At 39.1% G+C, this 22,391-nt stretch carries 15 protein-coding genes and 1 pseudogene; 7 read left to right on the top strand and 9 right to left on the bottom strand.

What is annotated here, in order from left to right:
* The 4 genes and pseudogenes from IQ228_RS01895 to IQ228_RS01910 all read left to right on the top strand — a co-directional run.
* A pseudogene (locus tag IQ228_RS01895) lies at positions 1-2,958 on the top strand (hypothetical protein); the annotation flags it as partial.
* Between the two features lie 62 nt (positions 2,959-3,020).
* Positions 3,021-3,254, top strand: a complete 234-nt coding sequence (locus IQ228_RS01900; RefSeq protein WP_096668521.1) for a 2Fe-2S iron-sulfur cluster binding domain-containing protein — start codon at positions 3,021-3,023, stop codon at positions 3,252-3,254.
* A gap of 668 nt (positions 3,255-3,922) precedes the next feature.
* Positions 3,923-4,270, top strand: a complete 348-nt coding sequence (locus tag IQ228_RS01905; protein ID WP_193962048.1) for a hypothetical protein — start codon at positions 3,923-3,925, stop codon at positions 4,268-4,270.
* A 34-nt stretch (positions 4,271-4,304) separates the two neighbouring features.
* Positions 4,305-4,664, top strand: a complete 360-nt coding sequence (locus tag IQ228_RS01910; RefSeq protein ID WP_035083338.1) for a hypothetical protein — start codon at positions 4,305-4,307, stop codon at positions 4,662-4,664.
* A 182-nt stretch (positions 4,665-4,846) separates the two neighbouring features.
* Here IQ228_RS01910 and IQ228_RS01915 read toward each other — a convergent pair whose 3' ends face one another.
* Positions 4,847-6,916: a serine/threonine-protein kinase gene (locus IQ228_RS01915; protein WP_193962049.1), complete on the bottom strand. Its 2,070-nt coding sequence runs from the start codon at positions 6,914-6,916 to the stop codon at positions 4,847-4,849.
* 150 nt (positions 6,917-7,066) lie between these two features.
* Positions 7,067-8,776 carry a serine/threonine-protein kinase gene (locus IQ228_RS01920; protein WP_193962050.1) on the bottom strand — a complete coding sequence of 570 codons (1,710 nt, stop codon included), beginning with the start codon at positions 8,774-8,776 and terminating at the stop codon, positions 7,067-7,069.
* A 573-nt stretch (positions 8,777-9,349) separates the two neighbouring features.
* Between IQ228_RS01920 and IQ228_RS01925 the strand changes: the two genes are divergently transcribed.
* On the top strand, positions 9,350-10,852 hold the full coding sequence (locus IQ228_RS01925; RefSeq protein ID WP_193962051.1) for a phenylacetate--CoA ligase family protein: 1,503 nt from the start codon (positions 9,350-9,352) through the stop codon (positions 10,850-10,852).
* A 332-nt stretch (positions 10,853-11,184) separates the two neighbouring features.
* Here IQ228_RS01925 and IQ228_RS01930 read toward each other — a convergent pair whose 3' ends face one another.
* From IQ228_RS01930 to hisIE, 7 genes are all read right to left on the bottom strand, one after another.
* Complete coding sequence (locus IQ228_RS01930) at positions 11,185-12,117, bottom strand: cobalamin-binding protein (protein ID WP_027404655.1); 933 nt, start codon at positions 12,115-12,117, stop codon at positions 11,185-11,187.
* Between the two features lie 383 nt (positions 12,118-12,500).
* The gene (locus IQ228_RS01935; protein ID WP_027404656.1) at positions 12,501-13,019 is read right to left on the bottom strand and encodes a hypothetical protein; all 519 of its coding nucleotides are present in this window, start codon (positions 13,017-13,019) and stop codon (positions 12,501-12,503) included.
* Positions 13,009-13,218, bottom strand: coding sequence for a hypothetical protein (locus tag IQ228_RS01940; protein ID WP_027404657.1), 210 nt, complete (start codon positions 13,216-13,218; stop codon positions 13,009-13,011). The genes IQ228_RS01935 and IQ228_RS01940 overlap by 11 nt, the downstream gene beginning before the upstream one ends.
* A gap of 135 nt (positions 13,219-13,353) precedes the next feature.
* Complete coding sequence (gene pruA, locus IQ228_RS01945) at positions 13,354-16,332, bottom strand: L-glutamate gamma-semialdehyde dehydrogenase (protein WP_193962052.1); 2,979 nt, start codon at positions 16,330-16,332, stop codon at positions 13,354-13,356.
* A 768-nt stretch (positions 16,333-17,100) separates the two neighbouring features.
* Positions 17,101-17,346 (bottom strand): hypothetical protein, encoded by a 246-nt coding sequence (locus tag IQ228_RS26340; RefSeq protein ID WP_228043635.1) that lies wholly within the window; start codon positions 17,344-17,346, stop codon positions 17,101-17,103.
* Between the two features lie 102 nt (positions 17,347-17,448).
* Complete coding sequence (locus IQ228_RS26345) at positions 17,449-17,751, bottom strand: hypothetical protein (RefSeq protein WP_027404660.1); 303 nt, start codon at positions 17,749-17,751, stop codon at positions 17,449-17,451.
* 225 nt (positions 17,752-17,976) lie between these two features.
* Positions 17,977-18,627: a bifunctional phosphoribosyl-AMP cyclohydrolase/phosphoribosyl-ATP diphosphatase HisIE gene (gene hisIE / locus IQ228_RS01955; RefSeq protein WP_027404661.1), complete on the bottom strand. Its 651-nt coding sequence runs from the start codon at positions 18,625-18,627 to the stop codon at positions 17,977-17,979.
* 137 nt (positions 18,628-18,764) lie between these two features.
* Here hisIE and hemL point away from each other — a divergent pair, with 137 nt between their 5' ends.
* Both hemL and IQ228_RS01965 read left to right on the top strand, forming a co-directional pair.
* Entirely contained in the window at positions 18,765-20,063 is a 1,299-nt protein-coding gene (gene hemL / locus IQ228_RS01960; protein ID WP_027404662.1) for a glutamate-1-semialdehyde 2,1-aminomutase, read from the top strand.
* Between the two features lie 511 nt (positions 20,064-20,574).
* Positions 20,575-22,182, top strand: coding sequence for a serine/threonine-protein kinase (locus IQ228_RS01965; RefSeq protein ID WP_027404663.1), 1,608 nt, complete (start codon positions 20,575-20,577; stop codon positions 22,180-22,182).
* Positions 22,183-22,391: the final 209 nt, after the last annotated feature.

Genomic DNA, 22,391 nt, shown 5'->3' on the forward strand with positions numbered 1-22,391 from the left:
GATGTGATTAACAATAATATTCTTGATAAAAATATTCGTTATCAACTGAATAATTTTTCTCCTGAAAATACCAGAAAAATCATTCAAAAATTAACTGAACGTTCACATTATTACTCCCAACTCAAATTAGAACCAGATTTGATTGATGCTTTAGTTGCGGATTTGTCTTCAGAAATGGGTGAAGTTCGTCCGATAGAATTGCAATTGGTAGGCGCACAATTACAAGATAAATATATTACTACGCTTGCACAGTATGAACCCTATCGTCCCAATAAGTTAATTCAAACATATATTCAAGAATTAATTAAAGAATGTGGGAAAGAAAACGAACGAGCTGCTCTTCTAGTTTTATACTTATTAACCGATGATAATAACAAAAGACCCTTTAAAACCCGTGCAGAATTAACATTAGAACTTTCAGAGTTGGAAGACCCTAGTAAATTAGAGTTAATTTTAGATATTTTAATTCGCTCTGGGTTAGTTGTGATATTTCCTAATGTTCCTGAACGCTATCAATTAATTCATGATTATTTAGTTAGCTTAATCCGTCATTTACAACGCCAAGAATCTGGATTACAAATACAAATTAATACATTACGGGATAAAGTTAGAAATAGTTATCAAGAAATTGAACGTCTGAAAAATGAATTAAGAAAAAATCAAACCGATTTTAATTTAGAACATATCCACAATCACCAAGGAGATAATTTACTGTCAGAATTACGAGAATTACGCAAGCGAGAAGAAGAAAGTCAAACAGAAATTCAACATCTGCGAACAGAATTAAAAGAAAAAGAGTTGATTACAAAATTAGCCGATAGCCAGGAAAAACAACGTTTAAGTGCAATTAGATTAAATATCGCCCTAAAAGTAGCCTTAACAGCTTCTATTATTGCTATATTTGGCTTAACTACTTCTGTGATTACGTCCACAGATAGTGAAATGAAAACTCTAAGTGCGTCCAGTGAGGCTTTATTTGCTTCTGAAAAAGGTATTGATGCTCTTAAAGAAAGTTTAAAAGCAGGAAGAAAATTAAAAAAGACTCTATGGAGAAATACTTCTACTCAAGAAAGGGTATTAACTGCACTATATCAAGCGGTTTACGGAGTCAAAGAACGTAACCGCCTAGAAGGTCATTTATCGGGGGTGAGAATGGTGGCCTTTAGTACTGATAAATCTTTAATAGCTTCAGCTAGTGCAGATACCACAATTAATCTTTGGAGTCCTCATGGAATTTTAGTGAGGACTTTATCAGGACATGATGATGTGGTAAATAGTCTATCTTGGTCCCCTGATAGTCAAATATTAGCTTCTGCTAGTCAAGACAAAACAATTAAACTGTGGAATCGAACAGGTAAACTCCTAAAAACCTTACTCGATCATACATCTGTAGTGAATAGTGTGAGTTTTCATCCTTATGAAAAAATTATCGCATCTGCTAGTACAGATCAGACTATCAAACTTTGGAGTCAAGAAGGTAAGCTACTCAAAACTTTAGTAGGTCATAAAGATGCTGTTTTAGCTGTAGCTTGGTCTGGTGATGGTAAAATCCTGGCTTCTAGTAGTGCTGATAAAACAATAAAATTGTGGAGTCGAGAAGGTCGGTTACTCAAAACTTTGTCGGGGTATAAAGATGCTGTTGTCGCTATAGATTGGTCTCCTAATAGTGAAATTCTTGCTTCTGCTAGTATGGATAAAAAAATTAAATTATGGAGTCGAGAAGGTCAATTACTCAAAACTTTTTCTGGACACAGCAGCGGTGTTATTAGTGTTGATTTTAGTAAGGATGGACATACTCTGGCATCTGCGAGTATGGATGAAACAATTAAAATTTGGAGTCTTGATGGTAATTTACTCGGAACTCTGCGAGGACATAATAGTTGGGTAAATAGTGTCAGTTTTAGCCCTGACGGACTAACTCTAGCATCTGCTGGTAGGGATAAAACTATTATTTTATGGCGTTGGGATAGTCTGACCTTGCATCATCCCCAAACTAATGATGATTGGGTGACAAGTATTAGTTTTAGTCCTGATAGTAATGCTATTGTTGGTGGTTGTCTGGATAAAACAATAAAAATCTGGAATCAAAATGGTAAATTACTAAAAATATTCACGGGTCACGATGATCAAGTTTGGGGTGTAGCGTGGTCGCCTGATGGTAAAATTATCGCCTCTGCTAGTAAGGATCAAACAATTAAATTATGGAGTCGAGATGGGACTTTACTCAAAACTTTAAATGGTCATAATGATACTGTTTTAGCTGTGGCGTGGTCGCCTGATAGTAAAATCATCGCCTCTGCTAGTAAGGATCAAACAATTAGATTATGGGGTCGAGATGGGACTTTACTCAAAACTTTAAATGGTCATACTGATGCTGTTAATTGGGTGAGTTTTAGTCCTAATGGTAAATTTTTAGCTTCTGCTAGTGATGATAAATCAGTAAAAATATGGGCAAGGAATGGGGAAGTTATCAAAAATTTAACTGGTCATACTCGCAGGGTAAATGGTGTAGCCTGGTCGCCTGATGGTAAATTATTAGCTTCAGTTAGCCTTGATAGTACGGTGAAAATTTGGGGTGAGAACGGTATTTTACAAAAAACTCTGATGGGGTATGGTGATGCTTTTATTGGTGTTAAGTTTAGTCCAGATAGTCAAACTCTAGCAGTAAGCAGTGATAATAAACTCAGGTTGTGGAACCGAGAAGGTGTTTTATTGATGATATTACAAGGTGATTCTGAAAAGTTGAGTAGTGTTAGTTTTAGTCCAGATGGTCAAATATTGGCTGCTGGTAGTGATAAAGATAATGTAATTTTACGCAAGTTGTCAGATATTAAATTAGAAAGTTTATTGAAACGCAATTGCCATATTTTAAAAGATTATTTACTGTATAATCCAAATATGACTAGAAAAGATGGCTATAAAGAGCAAAGTTACCGCAGTTTGTGTGAAGATGATTAGAAAAATAATTCTTAATTACTCTTTTTTAGCTGTTATTTAAGCAATAAAAACCTGTTATAACTATGCAAATTAATTTTTTACCAGATGATATTACTGTCAATGCTGAAGTAGGAGAACCGTTGTTAGATGTAGCGGAACGGGCTGGGGTGTCAATTCCTACGGGTTGTCTGATGGGGACTTGTCACGCTTGTACTGTAGAGTTAGATGATGGGGAAGTTATTCGGGCTTGTATTACCGCAGTTCCACCGGGAAAGGAGAAGTTGACGGTGCATCTTTTTAGTGATCCAACTTGGTAATTATGTTTTGTTTCGCGCAAAGATGCTAAGAAGCAAAGGCGCAAGGAAGAAACAAGCCTGTATATAAGCAGAATAGGTATATAGTATGTCTAGCAATGGTTTCTTGTCAAGGATTATGCTATTTATACTAAACACGGGTGAGATTTAAACTTTTGCCAAATGACAAAGAACCCAGATGTGTAGGGGTTTAGCAAGAGCTTCATTGGTTTCAACTTAGGCTACAGATGGCTTATTTGTTGGCTTCCACACCCACCCAGAAATGAATTTCCGGGCTAATAGCGAAAGTAAACTAAAGTTTACTCAAAAATTTCTGGGTTATTTAGTCATCAAAAGACAACTTCTGCTATTAGACTGGGAATTCATTCCCAGGCGGGCTATGGGTTTTACGTTAATACTATTAGGGACTTCCAAGAAATAAATTATCCTGATTAACGAACCACAGAGGCGCAGAGGACACAGAGGAATAAGGGTTTGAGAGATTTTTGCGTTAGGTGGTTGAGTATTTTTTTATTTGGAAGTCCCTTAAACTGGGAATTCATTCCCAGGCGGGCTATGGGTTTTACGTTAAGTTGACACCAATGAAGCTCTTGCTTTACCCCTACGTTTAGAATCAAACAATCAAGCCGTTTTGAGTATAATACACAAATTAAAGACTGAAATCCTACTTAATGAACAACACACCAATTATTCTTTATAGACAAGGAAATGCCAATTCCCCCAGAATGGATAATGTTCGCCCTGATAAAGATATTGCTTGCTATGATCAGGATGGGGGAGTATGGGTTATGACTACTTTAGCAGATGGGGAATCAACAGGGGGAATATCAACATTTGCTAATCCAGGTTATGGTAAAAATTGGTGGCAATTACAAGCAGGAACAAAAATACCAGAACAGCTAGAATTAGTTAATGACTATGATAATCACTGGCTGTGGAAACCCATTCAAGATATGCCATTGGAGGATTATAAAAAAGAATTACAACAGATAGGTACGTATTTCTCTAAAGTTAATTAATAATAGTTACAGTCATCATTGGAAGGAATTAGCTATGGATTTATCATTTAAAGATATCAAGTTCATGATCGAAGCTGTTGATAATTTGATGGTAAAATACCAAGAAAGAATCAATCAAATTGAAGACTTGGATGAATATGAAGATGAAGTTTCTGATCTAGGAAATGATATAATGTTTTTATCATCTCTTCGCAAAAAAATAGATGATAGTTTAAACGATAGTGTTAGTCCGCAAGTAAATACTTCTATTTTCAGACCACTTTCTATTGGGGGGAGAAAATACAGTAAAGAGGAAATCCTAAAAGCCGACTCAAAGCAGTTAGAAGCAATAATAAAGGCATCAACTAATCACCCCACCGCACATATAAAGTCTGGGTTTGATGAGGATAAATAGCTTCACTCTTTCTTGGTAAGCCATACTCTTAGACCTCACAGATACAGCACTTCCCCATGTTATGAGGTACAAGAACCCCACCCCCAACCCCCTCCCCGCAAGCGATGAGGGGGTTATGATATACGTCATATAATTGGAAACGGCTGTAATTTTTATGGCTTACGCCACTCTATCCTTAAGTCCTAATTACTTTCAGGTGTGGGTGTTTCTGTGGGAGTTGGTTCTTCTGTTGGTTCTTCTGTTGGTTCGGGTTCTGGGGGGTTTTCTGCGGTTAGGGTGAGTTGATAATCTACGGATTCTGAGGCTGTGGAAACAACAACAAATTCATAAAATCCTTTTTCTGGTAATGTTGCAGATATCGTCCGTGTTTGAGAGTCTTGTAGTAATGGGGTTTTCCCAGAGGGGGAATAAATTGAGAGTAAAACTTTGGAATTTGCTTCTAGTTTCACTTCCATATTTTGATCTTTGGCTAGTCCAACAATAAAAACTTTACCTTTTCCTGGTTGGAGAGTTCCACTCACTGTTTTACCTGTAGTGCCTTCAGGAAAGACTATTGTTTCCAAGATGCTTTTGTCAAGAATGGTGTTAAGTTGATCATTGACAAATGCGTACCAAACTTGTCCAATGGGTTGGTTAATAAAACTTTTACTCTTTTGTTCGGGAAATTCACTGAAAAAAGCGGCATCACCTAAATCATATAAAGACCGACTACCAACGTTGATTTGATTAACTTGGGCTTTCCAGATTGCGCGTTCATCCCCAGTATAATTTCCCAGTTGACGGCGGGAGTCAGAAGTGATTTCTGTTAGCTTTTCTAGGACTTCGGCGGCGGTTTGATCCCATTCGGCTCGTAAATTTTCATCTTCTGGATTATCACTCAGAATACGCCCCTTTAAATTGGGGTATTTTTCGCGGAAAAGTTGGTTTACTAGCTTAACATAAAATTTATAATTTATATCTAATTCTTCACGGCGATCGCTCAATTTTTGTTTGCGTTGTCTTTCTTCCGGTGAAAAAGTTACTTCTGTTTTTGCTGTTTCGGTGGAATGGGGACTGGGTAAAATTATCGGGTTATTTCCCTGTAAATTGTTGGTAGGGGTTTTAAGTTTTTGCCAATATAAATAACTCCCAATAGTCAGGAAAAAAACGAGAATCAAAACATTTTTTCCTGTCCAAATACCTGGTTGGGGAGGAGTGGGAATCATCACTGGTTCAGGAACGGGGATTTTCGGGGGAGAAATAGCAACTGTAGCAGATGTGGGGGGTTGAGTTTGGGGATAGCTAACAGATTGAGGGTTGAGGACTTGGAGAAGTTGACGGGCTGTTTGATAGCGATCGCTGGCAATTGGTGATAACATTTTGTCTATGATTTGTCCAAGTGCGGAACTGAGGCTGATTTCCCGTCGCCATTGCCAACTAAAATTATAAGTATCAATTAATTCTTGGGGTTGTTTACCTGTCAGTAAAACTAACGTTGTGACGGCTAAAGCATATAAGTCACTATGGGTAGACACCATACCAGTTTGCATTTGTTCTGGGGGTGCAAATCCTATTTTTCCTAACAAAGTGCCATTTGTGGGAGATGCTATTCCCCCTGTTTGGTAATATTGAGAGGCGACGGTGGCGGCTACTTGTTTAACACCTCCAAAATCAATTAATACTGGTAATTTATCACTACTCCGAAGCATTAAATTATCAGGAGAAATATCACGATGAATAACCCCCAGGGCGTGAATATATTCTAATACTGGTAAAATTTGCTGTAATAATTGGCGGATTTCTATTTCTCTAAATTTTAAACCCTGTTTTTGCCGACTATTTAATAAGGAATTATAAGTTTCACCATCTATATAATCTTGGACTAGAAAAAGACTTTCTTTCCCTTGGAAGTTGATGCGTAATAGTTCCCGAAATCGGGGAATTTGAGGATGTTGTAATTTGTAAAGTACACTTGCTTCTCGCTGAAAAAGTTCTTCGGCTTTTTGGACAATGTAGGGAGTTTGTACCTGGGGAGAAAATTCTTTTAAAACACAAGCTTCTCGAAAGCGGTTAAGGTCTTCTGCTAAGTAGGTTTTGCCAAATCCTCCTTGACCAATTTGCCGAATAATAACATAGCGATCGCCTAAAGTTTGTCCCGCTTGAATACCTTGATTTCTAGATGTCGGTACGCTGCCAATTCTGTCTCCACATTGGAGACAAAACCTACTACCCGACGGATTTTTATGCCCTTGAGAACAGTATATATTAGTCATTGGTCATTGGTCATTAGTCAGTTGTCAGTTGTCATTGGTCAGTTGTCATTAGTCAGTTGTCAGTTGTCAGTTGTCAGTTGTCAGTTGTCAGTTGTCAGTTCTGACAAATTACCCATTACCCATTACCCATTACCCATTACCCATTACCCATTACTTATTTTCTACTTTATCAGATGCGATCGCATACCAGATTTGCAGAAAAGTTTTTTGATTTAGTTTCCCGCGTTCCTGACCAGGAAACAACGGGTCAAAGGTCTGATATGTATCTGCGCGTAAATCCTGAAAAGATTTATAATTACCTAATTTTCCCGCTTTGGCTAACTGTTCCCAGCGTTGGGAATCCTGTTGACTATAACTACCTATTTTCTTTCTAGCAGGTTCACTTAAATTAGCCTGTTCTAGATTATTTAATAACTTATTAGCGATCGCATTCCATCGTGATCTTAAAGGTGCGTCTTCGGGGTTTTGAGTTAACTTGCGGTTGTTTAATTCTGGTTTTTCGGCATAAAAAACTTCATTAACGGTGTTAGTAAAAAATGCCGGAGAAATTTCTAACTGTTGTAGACGAATAAACACCTGTTGAATAGTGCGATTAGTTTGATTTTTTTCATCCTCAGGATTATTCTTAGATGGGATTTTGGGAAGTTCAACTTGCGGAACTTTAATTGAGGTTATTCCCTTAACTGCAAAATTTCCTAAAGCAAACATACCCGCACCTGTTGACAACATTACCGTAGTCATAATAAAGCTGACCATAAAAGGACGCAACCATTTTGGCATGGGTATTTTCTGAACAAACAAACTTGTCTGATTGTGGACACCACCATGAATACTGCGAACCTGCTTTATTCCTGGTGCTACCACCTGTGTTTTCAACTTAGTAATATAGGGATTGGGATTATTGTTAGAAGTTTGCATAATCTGTGGTGTAGATGAGGTAGATGGTAAAGGTAAATCTTTAATAACTTGTTCGGCTTTTTGATAGCGATCGCTTGGCTTATATGCCAACATCTTTTTTAAGACAGTCTCTAATTTGGGACTAACCTTAATTTCCTTACCCCAAAGCCAAACCCCATTAAAGCTATCATAAAGTAAATGTGGTTCTTTCCCCGTCATTAATACCAAAGCCGTCACCGCTAACGCATAAAAGTCACTGTTCTTATAAACTTTTCCCTGAAGTAACTGTTCCTCTGGTGCGTATCCCTTCTTACCTAACAAAGTCGCATTTACAGCCAATTGTGTCCGCCAAAAACCCTGAGAAGCTGGTAACTGTTTAACCCCTCCAAAATCAATCAATACGGGCAAATTATCACTTTGGCGCAAAATCAAATTATCCGGGGAAATATCGCGGTGAACTATATCTAAAGAATGAATATAAGTTAGCACAGGCAGAACATTATGTAGTAAATTAATTACCTCCTCCTCACTAAAAGACTGTCCTTGACCCCGACGCTGTTCAAATAATTGGTCATAATTATCACCCTCAATATAATCTTGCACCAAAAAGAAAAAATCCTTAGTCCCAATTTTGGCGGAAAAAGAAGCATGAAACCGGGGAATTTGGGGATGTTGGATTTTTTTGAGGACACTTGCTTCCCGTTCAAACAGTTCCTTAGCCTTTTGTAACTCCTGGGGTTTAACAACATTGGGGGCAAATTCCTTTAAAACGCAAGTTTTTCGAGATTTTTGCCGATCAATCGCTAAATAACTGCGGCCAAAACCACCTTGTCCCAATATCCGCGCAATTTCATAACGATTATCAATAACTTGTCCCACCGTCAAAGGTAATGCTTCACCGCATTGAGTACAAAAACGATGACCGCCATTATTTATGTGTTGTTGACTGCAATATATTTGCATGATCCGGGAAGATAAATGGAGAGTTATCAATGGCTACAAAAGCAACGAGGTAATTTACGTTCCCGTAGTATCTGACAGCCAAAATTTTTATTTTATCTCTTGTAGGGTGCGTCAGACCCGATAATTTGGTAAGTAGCGAGACAGAATTAATTACACAATGTCATTGCGTTAGCGTTGCGTGGCGTTAGCCATATGGAACGAAGTGAAATGAAGCAATCGCAAGGGTTGTGATTGCTTCCCTTCCCTCGCAATGACTGTAAATATTTTTGTCCAATTACTTAAAAAACAGATTTCCTCTATCTGACGCACCCTACTCAATCAGTTATTCCCAAAGCCGAAAACGACGCAATTTCGTTTGTTGATATGGACGTTGCTGATTAAGAGTATGATTTTGTTTCACGCAGAGGCGCTCCAGTCGCAGAGAGTAAGAGGTTGAAATGATTGATTTTTCAATTTCATACCCTAATTCAGCAACGCCTTGACATGATGGTAAGTTTGTACAGTAGGTAAATCCCATAGGTTACTAAAAAGTTGCATTTATAGATAGAATTTTGAGAAAGAACAACCAGCTTTATGAAACCAAAAATATCAACACCAAGGGCAATCTTAGGATTAGAAGATTTTATCTCAACTCCCTTAACAGACAAACTAAAACAGCACCTGAATATTGATAGCCAAGAAATAGCTTTGAGATTATTTCAAGATGTAGCTGCTAGTGTACCCGCTTATCAGGCATTTTTAGCAGAACGAGGCATAAATCCTCAAAATATTCAAACATTAGCAGATTTCCAAAACTTACCAAAAATTAATAAAGAAAATTATATTTCCCGTTATTCTTTGCCCCAATTGTGTAATAATGGAAAAGTAGGAAGCTGTGATATGATAGCCGCTTCCTCTGGCTCAACGGGTAAACCTACATTTTGGCCACGTTTCATCACCGACGAACTACAAATAGCCACCCGCTTTGAACAAATTTTTCACGATAGTTTTCACGCTGATACTAAACCCAGTTTAGCAGTAATTTGTTTTACCTTGGGAACTTGGGTGGGTGGAATGTTTACCACTAATTGCTGTCGTCATTTAGCCGCTAAAGGTTATCCAATTACCGTTATTACCCCAGGGAATAATAAAACAGAAATTTTGCGAATTGTCCAAGAATTAGGTAGTATTTTTGAGCAAGTTGTCTTATTAGGATATCCACCATTTCTCAAAGATGTGATTGATACGGGTATTGCCAATGGAATGCAGTGGGGACAATATCACATTAAATTAGTCATGGCAGGGGAAGTATTCAGTGAAGAATGGCGCAATTTAGTCGGAGAAAGAATAGGTTCGGAAAATCTCTATGATGATTTTGCTTCCATGTATGGAACAGCAGACGCGGGAGTTTTAGGGAATGAAACCCCTTTAAGTATTTGTATTCGGCGGTTTTTAGCAGCCACACCTGCCGCAGCTAAAGCATTATTTGGAGAATCCCGATTACCTACTTTAGTTCAATATGATCCTTGCAGTCGTTTTTTTGAAGTAGAAGATGGAAATTTATTATTTTCTGGGAATAATGGTGTGCCTTTAATTAGATATAGCATTTTTGATCAAGGTGGCTTAATTACCTACACAGAAATGCTAGAATTCTTAGCAGAATGGGGTTTTAATCCTATTACAGAATTAGAAAATCATCGCGGAATTCATCAATTACCTTTTGTCTATGTTTTTGGACGTTCTAACTTTACAGTTTCCTATTTTGGCGCAAATATTTATCCAGAAAATGTCACAGTCGGACTAGAACAACCAATCATTAGAGAATGGGTAACGGGTAAGTTTGTTATCCAGGTAAAAGAAGATGCAGATAAAAATCGCTTTTTATCTGTAGTAGTAGAATTAGCACCAGGAATTGAAAATCAAGAGGAAAAAAGATTATCTATTACTGCGGCTATTCTTGCCCAATTATTGCGTTTAAATAGTGAATTTGCGAATTATGTCCCTCTACAATATCAAACTCCTGTAGTAGAATTAAAACCCATTGGTGATACTGAATATTTTCCTATAGGTGTCAAACACAGATACAGCAGAAGTTAGTGTCAACTTAATGCTTGGCGAATGGAAAGATGCCTCCGGCTCCCGTCAGGGATACACTGCTAAGTAGTGAGACAGAATTAATTACACAATGTCATCGCCTTAGCACAGCGTGGCGTTAGCCATATAGAACGAAGTGAAATGAAGCAATTCCAAGGGTTGTGATTGCTTCCCTTCGCTCGCAATGACTGTAAATATTTTTGTCCAATTACTTATACAAACAAAGTCCGCCTGCGCGGACTAACGAAAAAATCAAGGATTTGAAACCCATGTAGGTTTTGCTTGTGTAGGCGCGGTTTCTAACCGCCCGTTTAACTTACCCCTGATGGCAATAATTACAAAATTTGCCAAGCACTACCCTTATAACCATAGTCAAAAATATCTGGGTGCAATATTTCTGCTAAAATTTCCACAGAATCTACTAATCGCGGACCAGGACGGTTAAAGTAAGCGTTACCGTCGGTAATAAATACTCTTCCTGTTTGAGCAGCGTGGAGTTTTTTCCATTCTGGACGTTGAGTTAATAATTCTGCTTCTTGCTGAGTTCGTTGCAAATCAAAGCCACAGGGCATGAAAATAATCACATCTGGATTACTATCTACTAATGTTTCCCATTTGACATGAGCAGCAGGTTTACCAGTGATGCTAAATAATGGTCTTCCTCCTGCTAAGTTAATTAATTCAGGAACCCAATTTGCAGCAGCCATCAAAGGATCAGTCCATTCAATGCACACGACTTTAGGCAGTTCGGCGGTGGAAAGTCCTTGTAGTCTACGCTTGCAAATTCTAACACGGGCTTCTAGATTCTCCAGTATTTCTACTGAATCTACGCCAAATGCGTGGCTAACCCGTTCAATATCACCCCAAATATCCTGTAATGTGTTGGGTTGTAGAGAAATAATTTGTGGTGAACTGTGGGTAAGTTGGGCAACTGCCTTTTCTACCTCTGGTAAACTGACGGCGCAGACATCACATTGATCTTGAGTGATAATATGGGTAGGGTGCAGTTTCTCTAAAACATCCACTTTGATTTTGTAAATACCCAAAGCAGATTGTAATAGATTGTCGGCTTCTTTGTGAATAGAATGGCTATTAGCGTCACCATTCAAACGGGCTTGGGTACAAACTGGAAGATTGACGATTTCGGGAGGATAGTCACACTCATGCGATCGCCCTACCATAGCATCAAACAAGCCCAGTTTGGCCACAATTTCCGTAGCACTAGGAACTAAAGAAATAATTCTTATATCGTTACTTGTATCAATCATAGTCTCACCCCCCTGGGAATAGGAGTCAGGAGTCAAAAATAGAGAATGGTGTTAACGTTGTTTTTAACAGATATTTCTACCTTCATTCTTGCATATTTTTAGAGAGATGGTATCTATCTTAAGGATGTTACTATTTGGATTTTGCGCTAATACGAAAACAAAAGTGTTTGTTTTAAGCAAGACACGCAGCTATACATTGTTAATTAGTAATGATAATTTGAAACGGAAATTGTATCTGAATTTAAGTAGGTGAACACAATAAAACCAATCTATGTAAAGAAAAGTAAAATCGCCCAAACCCTCTTCACTCTTGCCTCTTGCATGAGTGCCTCTTGCCTTGCCATAACGAAGATTTTCAATGCTAACCTACTTAAATATCCAGACTAATAAGGTTCATGAATTGATTTACATTCCCAAAACATTCCCGGACCAACGGTTAAAATTTGCTCATTTGGCATCATTAATTCCCAATAAGCAAGTCCAGAATCATCTTCTAAATCTGGTTTTAAAATTAGTTCGTAACCACCCTCAAATGATAAAGTGAGTTTCATATCATGACTATTAGCAGGAATAATAAAATTAGTCAGTTTTTTGTTTTCCAAATACTGTAAAAACGTTTTAGCATATTTGGCAGCATCTTTATTATTTACGAACATAGATGAATGACCGAAAAGATTATCTCCTAGCATTAAATACCAAGGTGTTGCCCTAGTGCTAAGTTGCCAGCTTCCTTTACGTAAATGTGCTAATTTAGGATGATCGTAGGCAGTCATTTCACCAAAATCTAACAGTAATTCATCACCATAACTAAATGTAATTTGATGGCAAGTTTCGCCAATAATTGGTTGAATAATTTGATTCAGATTTAGTATTGAATTAGCAAGAGATGTTTTAGGAGTCATAATTAATATCCTCTAAAAATTCTTTAGCTTTCTGACGAAGTTCTGGATAAGTAAAATCACCTCTATCGTTTAAAGTTCCTCCATAACCATTTCTTTTTTCTTCCTCCAGCAATAAACCAAAAGTTTTCCTTAATGTCGGTGACATACAAAATTCTCTCGCAATTGCATCAATTTGTTTAATATCATCTTTTTTACCCATAAATATAGAGAAACCCTGATCTTATATTTTAACATCAAAATATCATAATTTGTCAGAATCAGGATTTCCAGGATTAACAGGATAAAAAGATCCCCGACTTCTCAAAGAAGTCGGGGATCTTTGTGTGTTATCAAGTTAGTCTGCACCCTCAATTGGGGCAAAACCTTGACGTTGGATGTTTTCTGTGATGTGGCGCGGTTCTAGGAATTGCAAGAGGTAGTCTGGTCCTCCTGCTTTTGAACCAACTCCAGAAAGTTTGAAACCGCCGAAAGGTTGACGGGAAACGATCGCTCCAGTAATATTTCGGTTAATGTATAAATTCCCCACTTCAAATTCCGCTTGTGCTTGTTCAATGTGGGAAGGTGTGCGAGAATAAAGACCACCGGTTAAAGCGTAGTTTGTGCCGTTAGCAACATCTATTGCTTCTTGAAAATCTTTCACCCGAATTACTGCTAAGACAGGTCCAAATATTTCCTGCTGGGCGATAACTCCATCTGCGGGTACTTCCGAAAAAATCACCGGACCGATAAAATAACCTTGGCTGGGTGCGGGTAATTCTAAGGCGACTTTTGCTTCTTGTTTACCTTTTTGAATATAATCCAAAATGCGATCGCGCGAAATAGCATCAATCACCGGACCAACTTGGGTACTGGGTAATTCCGTTTCTCCAATATTCAAAGATTTAGTTGCTTCTACCAACCTTTCCACAAAAGCATCATAAATAGGTTCAAGGACAATCACCCGTGAACAAGCAGAACATTTTTGTCCACTATAACCAAAAGCCGATTGGACAACGCCGACAACAGCCTGGTCTAAATCAGCACTTTCATCTACAATAATGCCATTCTTGCCACCCATTTCGGCAATTACCTTTTTGAGATGCTTTTGACCAGGTTTGAGAATTGCGGCTTCTGCGTAAATTCTACAACCTACTTCCTGAGAACCAGTAAAAGCAATCACATGAGTATCAGGATGATTGACCAAATAAGCACCGACTTGAGAACCCTTACCAGGAACGTATTGAAAAACACCTTTAGGGATTCCAGCTTCTATGAGTATTTCCGTCAACTTTGCAGTAATCACAGAAGAAGTTTCTGCCGGTTTGAGTAAAGTACAATTTCCTGAAACCAAAGCCGCAACAGTCATACCGCAAGCAATAGCCAAAGGAAAATTCCAGGGAGAAATCACAATAGCGATACCTTTCGGCTGGTAAATATAACGATTGGTTTCCCCAACCACATCATAAATTACACCCTTATCCAACCGTTCCATTTCCGCAGCATAATAAAGACAAAAATCAATAGCTTCCGAAACCTCCGCGTCAGCTTCCTTAACAGGTTTTCCCACCTCCAAAACTATCCAAGCCGAAAGTTCAGCGCGTCGTTCCTCCATTAACTCCCCAGCCTTCCGCAAAATATCCGCGCGTTCCTTAACCGGAGTTTTCTTCCAAGCCGGAAAAGCAGCCTTAGCAAACTTCATTGCTTCCTCAGCCTGTTCAACACTCAGCAAACCCACCTTACCAACAACCTGACTAAAATTAGAAGGATTAAGAGAATCAACAAAAGTTGCAGTATTCACATATTCCCCATTTAGCAAAGGTAAATAAGTTTTTCCCAACTGCTGACGCACATTTGCAAAAGCCAAACTCGACCTCCGCCTTCTCTCCTCCCCCGCAAAATCAGTATCCGCAACACCAAAAAAACCTCCTTCCTCCTCTTGGCGACTCTGCGCCTCTGCGTGAGACATAATCGGGGCTGCTAACAACTCCTCAACCGGACGATTTTCCAGATTTTGCCGTAAAAACGAACTATTCGCCGTATTTTCCAACAACCGCCGAATCAAATAAGCCATTCCTGGTAACAAGTCACCGTAGGGACAATAAACCCGCACGCGATAACCTTTATCTACCAAAGCCTTAGCGATTTTATCACCCATGCCGTACAGAACTTGCATTTCAAAACGACGACGGGGAACATTGAGATTTTCCGCAATTGCTATGGCGCGAGATTGCGATCGCACATTATGACTACCTATGGCAGAATAGACATACTGATGATTTTCTAGCAATAGCTGAGTTATCGCCTCAAAATTGGCATCGGTAGCGACTTTATCATTATAAACCGGTTGTGGCCAGTGTTTTTGAGCCGATTTGATGGTTTCTTGATCCCAATACGCACCTTTAACTAGACGAATGGTGAGAGGATAACCCCGTTGTTTTAACCAAGCAATAATATCTCTAGCGTCTTGTTCACTATCCCGCAGATATGCTTGTATTGTCATCCCAATATCGGTACGTTGACGAAATTCCTCTTCTAGTAATAGCTTTTTGAGAATATTGAACGTGATATCTTTATAGGCGTATTGTTCCATATCAAAATGGACTGCTGCACCTAATTCTTGAGCGCGACGAAGTAAAGTCCGAATATGATTGCTAACGCGGGCTTCACTACCTTCCGCATCCAAAGGATCAAATTGGGAATAAAACGCCGTTAATTTCACAGAAACCTGGACTTTGGGGATATTTTCGCCGTCAGCTTCATCAATAGCCGGAATTTTCCCCCAATTTTTGGATGCTTCCACCAAATGCTGCATCAATTCTAGGTATCTTTCTAAATAAGATTGCGCTTCTAATTCAGTAATTACCGCTTCACCGAGGAGGTCAATGGTGAAAGCCATTTTGTCTTTTCGCAGTCTCTCAACGGTTTTGATGACTTGCTTGATATTTTCCCCGGAAATATATTTATGTGCTAAAGTTTCTACCGCAGTTCCCACTGTTGTCGCGGCTACCTGTGCGGGCATAGAATCAGGGTTAGCAAAGTTTAAGATTCCTTTCAAAGCTGCGGGTAATTCTACGGAATCATCTCCCAAATATTCTTGCAAATGGGAGGCAATTTCTGATTTACTATGTAAAGCGGGCAAGGTATCTATGAACCGAAATAATTGTACTCGTAAACCTGGATTACTCATAGCCCAATCGAGCAATTTATCATCCCAACGCATTTGATCCCGTAAAGCAGCCAAAAATGAGCGATTTTCCTGGGTAGCAGCTAGAACCTGTTTAGCGATTTCTTGGGTTTTCGCTTCGTAAGTGTTGTTTTCTACTTGTAATACCATAAATTTTTTAGTTGTCAGTTGTTTCCAAACGAAATTTTTCTGGAGTAATGTTGAATGATTGCGTAATAACAAACTATGGTGTTACTTGTAACTTAGTAAACACCATTTTGTAAACCTTCCTAGTAATTTTGAATGTGATTTTATTGAATATTTGGAAAAATTGGACTTTAGCAACTTTGGGGATAGGGATAGTTTGTTTGACAGGTGGTACAAAAAAGCCGACAAATGCACAATAAGAAAGATGGCGGAAAGAAGTAAGCGCTGCTGCAAGCAATTCGCAATGCGGAAATTCTAGCAGATAAAACTAAGAAAAACCCACAGCAGCAATGGAATTTAGTTATTCATTGTGAAACAGCAGATCATAAATCAGATACCTTGAGTTGGTCGGAGTTGCTTAAATTAGCTACAACTAATGTTAATACAATTATATTTAGGGCTTGCTGAATAAGTTGTCTGCGAGGGTAGGGAACTCTTAACTTTTAACTGGGAACAGTTTTAACTGTCTGGATATCCTCATGACTAAACAGCTTGTTTCATAGGGGATAGAGCGTGAAAGCCACGTTGAAAAAAGAGGTGCTTATTGCCATCATTGAGGTGACAGGTTTAACTGGTACTTTAGGACTCAATAACTTTACAACTACCTTGGTGTAGCTTCTGGTATCCTTTAGGCAAACCACGTTGTAGAGACGTTTCATGAAAAATCTCTACATCAGCATTAAACCATCCTGTAATTGATGAGATATGTAAGGGTAAAGCAGTGCTAAACCCCTAGTATATATCTAAGTTCAGGAGTATGGCTAACGCCACGCTATCAGGGGGTATGGGCGCAGGCCATTCAGGAGTATGGCTAACGCCACGCAACAACCGCACCATAAAAGTACCTGTACCTGTAAAGGGGTCTAAAATATGAACACCTTCATCAGTTAAACCCACACCAAACTCTTGTTTTAAAGCAAAATCAGCACTTTTAATAATAAAATCTACCACTTCCACAGGAGTATAAACAATACCCAATCTTTCTACCAACCTGGGAAAAGCCGCACGGAAAAATTTATCATATAATTCAATAATTATCCGCTGTTTTCCTTCCGCATTATCAATACCACTAGCACGTTCTCACACACTGTGATAAAACTTTTCTAAAGTCTTCACTTCCCTCTGCAAAGATTGACTTTCTAACACATCTAACATTCTTTGCATCGTGTGAGAAACAGGATTATATTTAGTAAATTCGTAACCTTCAAACAAAGCATCAAAAACAGGTTTAGTAATTAAATGTTGGGATAACATTTCAATAGCTTCATCTTGAGTTACATTAGGATTAATATTTTGATGTAATCCTGTGATAAACTCATCAAATACTTTTTTCGCTTCCGATTGTAAGGGTGAATGGCCATTCGCCCCTACCGCTAAATTCATCTAAGATTGTATTAATGGTTATTTTTAGGTTTTCTATTTTGTCTGAATCAGGATTAAAGGATTTTTAGGATTGTGATTTGTGGATTGTTGGTGAATTTTGTAATTCATTTTTTGTCTGAATCAGGATTTTCAGATTTCATTCTATCCAACCTACAATTTTAATTATCATCCTGTACATCCTGTAATCCTGGTTATCCTGATTCTGACAGTTATTAATAAATGAGCCTATTTCCTTCTTTCTTGTAACTTGCGATAAACTGCTTTTAAATCAACCTGATGATGAGCCAAAGCTACAAGAGTATGATAGAATAAATCAGCAACTTCGCCAGCGATCGCATCAGCATCATCATCTTTACAAGCCATAACTACCTCGGCGCTTTCCTCACCAATCTTTTTCAAAATCTTATTATCACCACCAGCCAATAACTTACAGGTATAAGAATCTTCATTGGGGCGATCGCGGCGATCGCAGATTACTGCAAACAACTGTGATAAACTATCCCCAGGTGGTGCTGTCACCGTGCCATCAACTTGATGAAAACAACTGCGTTCCCCCGTATGACAAGCAATATCACCCAATTGCTCTACCCCTATCAAAAGAGCATCACTATCACAGTCATAACGAATAGTTTGTACCTTTTGAATATGTCCAGAAGTCGCGCCCTTATGCCAAAATTCCTGTCGAGAACGACTCCAAAACCAAGTTTCCCCAGTATCCAAAGTCTTTTGTAACGATTCCTGATTCATCCAAGCCATCATCAGCACCGTACCATCTAAATAATCTTGGACAATTGCCGGCACTAAACCCTTGTCATCGTAGCGAATTTTATCCACAGGGATAGCAGATTGGAAAGATAGCAGTTGGGAAGAAGACATACCAGTTAATTTACAATAATTATTTGACTCAAGATACCATTTTCAGCTAATCCCATACCAGAGAAATTCACAAGTAACTTTTCACCCTATTCTAAGATAGAAGCTCAATTTTAATCACCACCTCATAGGAGATACCCTTGGTCAATACCTCAATTAAAACCACAAAATCACAAGAAATCTTTGCTGCTGCTCAAAACCTTATGCCCGGAGGAGTCAGTTCTCCTGTTCGCGCTTTTAAATCCGTCGGGGGACAACCCATCGTATTTGATCATGTCAATGGCGCTTATATTTGGGACGTAGACGGCAACAAATACATTGACTATGTTGGCACTTGGGGACCAGCCATTTGTGGTCATGCTCATCCAGAAGTAATATCCGCACTACACACAGCCCTAGATAAAGGCACAAGTTTTGGCGCTCCCTGCGTCCTCGAAAACGTTTTAGCCGAAATGGTCATTGATGCTGTTCCTAGCGTCGAAATGGTCAGATTCGTCAACTCTGGAACAGAAGCTTGTATGGCGGTATTACGCCTAATGCGAGCCTTTACAAATCGAGAAAAAGTTATCAAATTTGAAGGCTGCTATCACGGACACGCAGATATGTTCCTGGTTAAAGCCGGTTCTGGTGTCGCTACCCTGGGTTTACCCGACTCACCAGGAGTACCCAAATCCGTCACCGCCAGCACCTTAACCGCGCCTTTCAATGATTTGGAAGCCGTAAAAGCTCTATTTGAACAAAACCCCCAGGAAATCGCCGGTGTGATTCTTGAACCCGTAGTTGGTAACGCGGGCTTTATTACCCCTGATGCTGGTTTTCTGGAAGGACTACGGGAACTTACCCAAGAGCATGGTGCATTACTGGTATTTGATGAAGTGATGACAGGCTTCCGCATTGCCTACGGTGGCGCACAAGCCAAATTTGGTGTTATCCCCGACTTAACCACAATGGGTAAAGTCATTGGTGGTGGTTTACCAGTCGGTGCTTACGGTGGTCGTCGTGAGATTATGTCTATGATTGCCCCCGCAGGACCAGTTTATCAAGCTGGGACTCTTTCTGGTAATCCTTTAGCCATGACAGCGGGAATTAAAACCCTGGAACTCCTCGGTAAAACCGGTACTTATGAGTATTTAGAAAAAATTACTAAACAGTTAACTGATGGATTGCTAAAAATCTGCTCAGATACAGGTCATGCTGCCTGTGGTGGTCATATTAGTGCCATGTTTGGGCTATTCTTCACCGCAGGTCCTGTACATAACTATGAAGATGCCAAAAAGGCGGATACAGGTAAATTTGGTCGTTTCCATCGCGGAATGTTAGAGCATGGTATTTATCTAGCCCCATCTCAATTTGAGGCTGGTTTTACTTCTTTAGCACATACTTCCGAAGATATTGAACAGACATTAGCTGCTGCTAAAGAGGTGCTGTCTAGTCTGTAAATGGGTAATGGGTAATGGGTAATGGGTAATAAATTCCTTGCTTCCTGTTGCCTATTACCTGCCTAAGAGGAGGTTTTAAAAGTTTTTAATGTATAAACTAACCCCTTTCCAAACCTCTCCAGTATTAAATGTTATTCCTTTTGTTATTCCTTTTCCCTCTCCTCTTAGGAGAGGGTTAGGGAGGGGTGCGGGGAGAGGCTTTGAAACCCCCCTTCCAACTAAAAAAAGTTTTTTCCTTTTCCCTCTCCTTTTAGGAGAGGGCTAGGGAGAGGTAGGGAAGGGGGGTTAGGTTTCTAGGGATTATCGGTTTCATCTAATACTTTTCAAACAACCTCTAAGCCTATTAATTCATAAATCAAATCTGATTGCTATAGAATTGTCCACAGGGCTTTAGGGAATCAAAAAATAAATTCCCGCTTCAATAACCTGGCGTAAATTTGAATTTGCTCTCCATAATGTAATAAGAGCATCATTATTCCCCTGAAGCTGTTACGCAGCGAGTTTACATTGCATGAGCTATTGCGTAAATCCTACCTGTTCCCATCCTATAAATTCAGCATCTAGTCTAATATGTCAGGCTTGTGGCTCGAAATTACTGTTGCGCGATCGCTTTTGCGTAGTTAAACCCATCGGTAAAGGTGGTTTTGGAGCAACATTTTTAGCAGTAGAGCAAAATCTACCTGGTAAACCACCTTGTGTAATTAAACAATTACGTCCAGCAAGTACAACTCCGTACATATTAAAAATGGCACGGGAGTTATTCTCCAGAGAAGCAGAAACTCTCGGTAAAATCGGTAATCATCCCCAAATACCCAGACTACTGGACTATTTTGAAGATAACAATCAATTTTACTTAGTGCAAGAATATGTGAGCGGTTTGACTCTCCAACAAGAAGTGACAAAAAATGGAGTTTATAGTGAAACCGCAGTCAGACAATTTTTAAGTGAAATCATGCCCCTGCTCCAATATATCCACGAGCAACAGGTAATTCATCGTGATATTAAGCCAGCTAACTTAATTCGTCGTTCTCAAGATGCCAGATTCGTACTAATTGATTTTGGCGCTGTCAAAAATAAAGTTAGCCAAGTCATAACCAATGAATCCGAACAATCAGCCTTAACAGCCTACGCAATCGGTACTGCTGGTTTTGCACCTCCCGAACAAATGGCTATGCGTCCAGTTTATGCCAGTGATATCTATGCAGTAGGAGTAACTTGTGTTTATTTATTAACTGGGAAAATTCCTAAAGACTTAGAATACAATCCCACCACAGGGGAAATGATGTGGGAACATCTGGTACAAGCCAGTGACCATTTTATTAAGGTCTTGAGAAAAATGTTGGACGTATCCGTCCGCAATCGCTATCAAGCCGCACAAGACGTACTTACAGCTTTAGACATGGAGCCATATTTAGATAGTTTAGCCCAAGGCTTACTCTCTAAACCCTCTGGGCCTACTCAGAATCATTCCTCAAATGCTGGGAATGATTCTATTAGTTATGCTCGTGGTAACAATGATAATGTTGCGAAATTAGCGGCATCTATTCGAGCCAGAAAAGATAAGACACCAGCACCAGCAGACACAGAATGGAAACAGGGACGCAATCAGGGACGCAATCAGGGTAGAGAATTGGCATCTAAATCAGCCGCTAGAGGTGTGAATAACGCTGATGATCCATTCTCTGTGCGGAAATTAGATTCCCCAGGTCTTCTAGCAGCTTATGAAAAAGGAAGACGGGATTTTGCGGGCTATAATTTTATCCGGTTGAGTGTATCTAGTGCTAACTTATCAGGAAGTAATTTCCATGCTGCTCAATTTCAGAAACCTAATTTTCAAGCAGCTAATCTTCACAATACTGACTTTGGGAGGGCAAGTTTACAACAAGCAAATTTCAAAGATGCGGATTTAAGCAAGGCTTATTTTAGTAATGCTAATTTAGAAGGTGCAGACCTTAGAGGTGCAAACCTAAGTCAAGCTTATCTAACTCAAGCTAATCTGCGGGGAGCTAATTTGTCCGGCGCTAATCTCACTGGCGCTAAGGTGACTGATGAACAATTGGCTGTAGCTAAAATGAATTGGTTAACGGTACGTCCGAATGGTAAACGCGGTTTATTTTAACTAAATGATCTAAATTCAAAGCCAAACAGCAAGCCAGTTTTACTCCTGACTCCTGCTGTATAAGTATCCATATTTCTATCTCATTTTGTCTAAAATAAGTACGTAAGCAAAATTAATTATATAAAAAATTTGGATTTAATGTAGGGGTAGCGCCCCCGTGCCTACCCCCGTATTTCGTGCAATCACAGGGGGTTGGACACCTACAAAAT

The sequence above is a fragment of the Dolichospermum sp. LEGE 00246 genome (assembly GCF_015207865.1).
In the GTDB taxonomy this organism is placed as follows: domain Bacteria; phylum Cyanobacteriota; class Cyanobacteriia; order Cyanobacteriales; family Nostocaceae; genus Dolichospermum; species Dolichospermum heterosporum.

Bases quoted from the DNA above. Each gene is read 5' to 3' on its own strand.
- IQ228_RS01900 (WP_096668521.1), top strand. From the start codon at position 3,021: ATGCAAATTAATTTTTTACCAGATGATATTACTGTCAATGCTGAAGTA.
- IQ228_RS01930 (WP_027404655.1), bottom strand. From the start codon at position 12,117: ATGATTGATACAAGTAACGATATAAGAATTATTTCTTTAGTTCCTAGT.
- IQ228_RS01915 (WP_193962049.1), bottom strand. From the start codon at position 6,916: ATGACTAATATATACTGTTCTCAAGGGCATAAAAATCCGTCGGGTAGT.
- IQ228_RS01920 (WP_193962050.1), bottom strand. From the start codon at position 8,776: ATGCAAATATATTGCAGTCAACAACACATAAATAATGGCGGTCATCGT.
- IQ228_RS01925 (WP_193962051.1), top strand. From the start codon at position 9,350: ATGAAACCAAAAATATCAACACCAAGGGCAATCTTAGGATTAGAAGAT.
- pruA (WP_193962052.1), bottom strand. From the start codon at position 16,332: ATGGTATTACAAGTAGAAAACAACACTTACGAAGCGAAAACCCAAGAA.
- hisIE (WP_027404661.1), bottom strand. From the start codon at position 18,627: ATGTCTTCTTCCCAACTGCTATCTTTCCAATCTGCTATCCCTGTGGAT.
- IQ228_RS01905 (WP_193962048.1), top strand. From the start codon at position 3,923: ATGAACAACACACCAATTATTCTTTATAGACAAGGAAATGCCAATTCC.
- IQ228_RS01940 (WP_027404657.1), bottom strand. From the start codon at position 13,218: ATGGGTAAAAAAGATGATATTAAACAAATTGATGCAATTGCGAGAGAA.
- IQ228_RS01965 (WP_027404663.1), top strand. From the start codon at position 20,575: ATGAGCTATTGCGTAAATCCTACCTGTTCCCATCCTATAAATTCAGCA.
- IQ228_RS01910 (WP_035083338.1), top strand. From the start codon at position 4,305: ATGGATTTATCATTTAAAGATATCAAGTTCATGATCGAAGCTGTTGAT.
- IQ228_RS26345 (WP_027404660.1), bottom strand. From the start codon at position 17,751: ATGAATTTAGCGGTAGGGGCGAATGGCCATTCACCCTTACAATCGGAA.
- IQ228_RS01935 (WP_027404656.1), bottom strand. From the start codon at position 13,019: ATGACTCCTAAAACATCTCTTGCTAATTCAATACTAAATCTGAATCAA.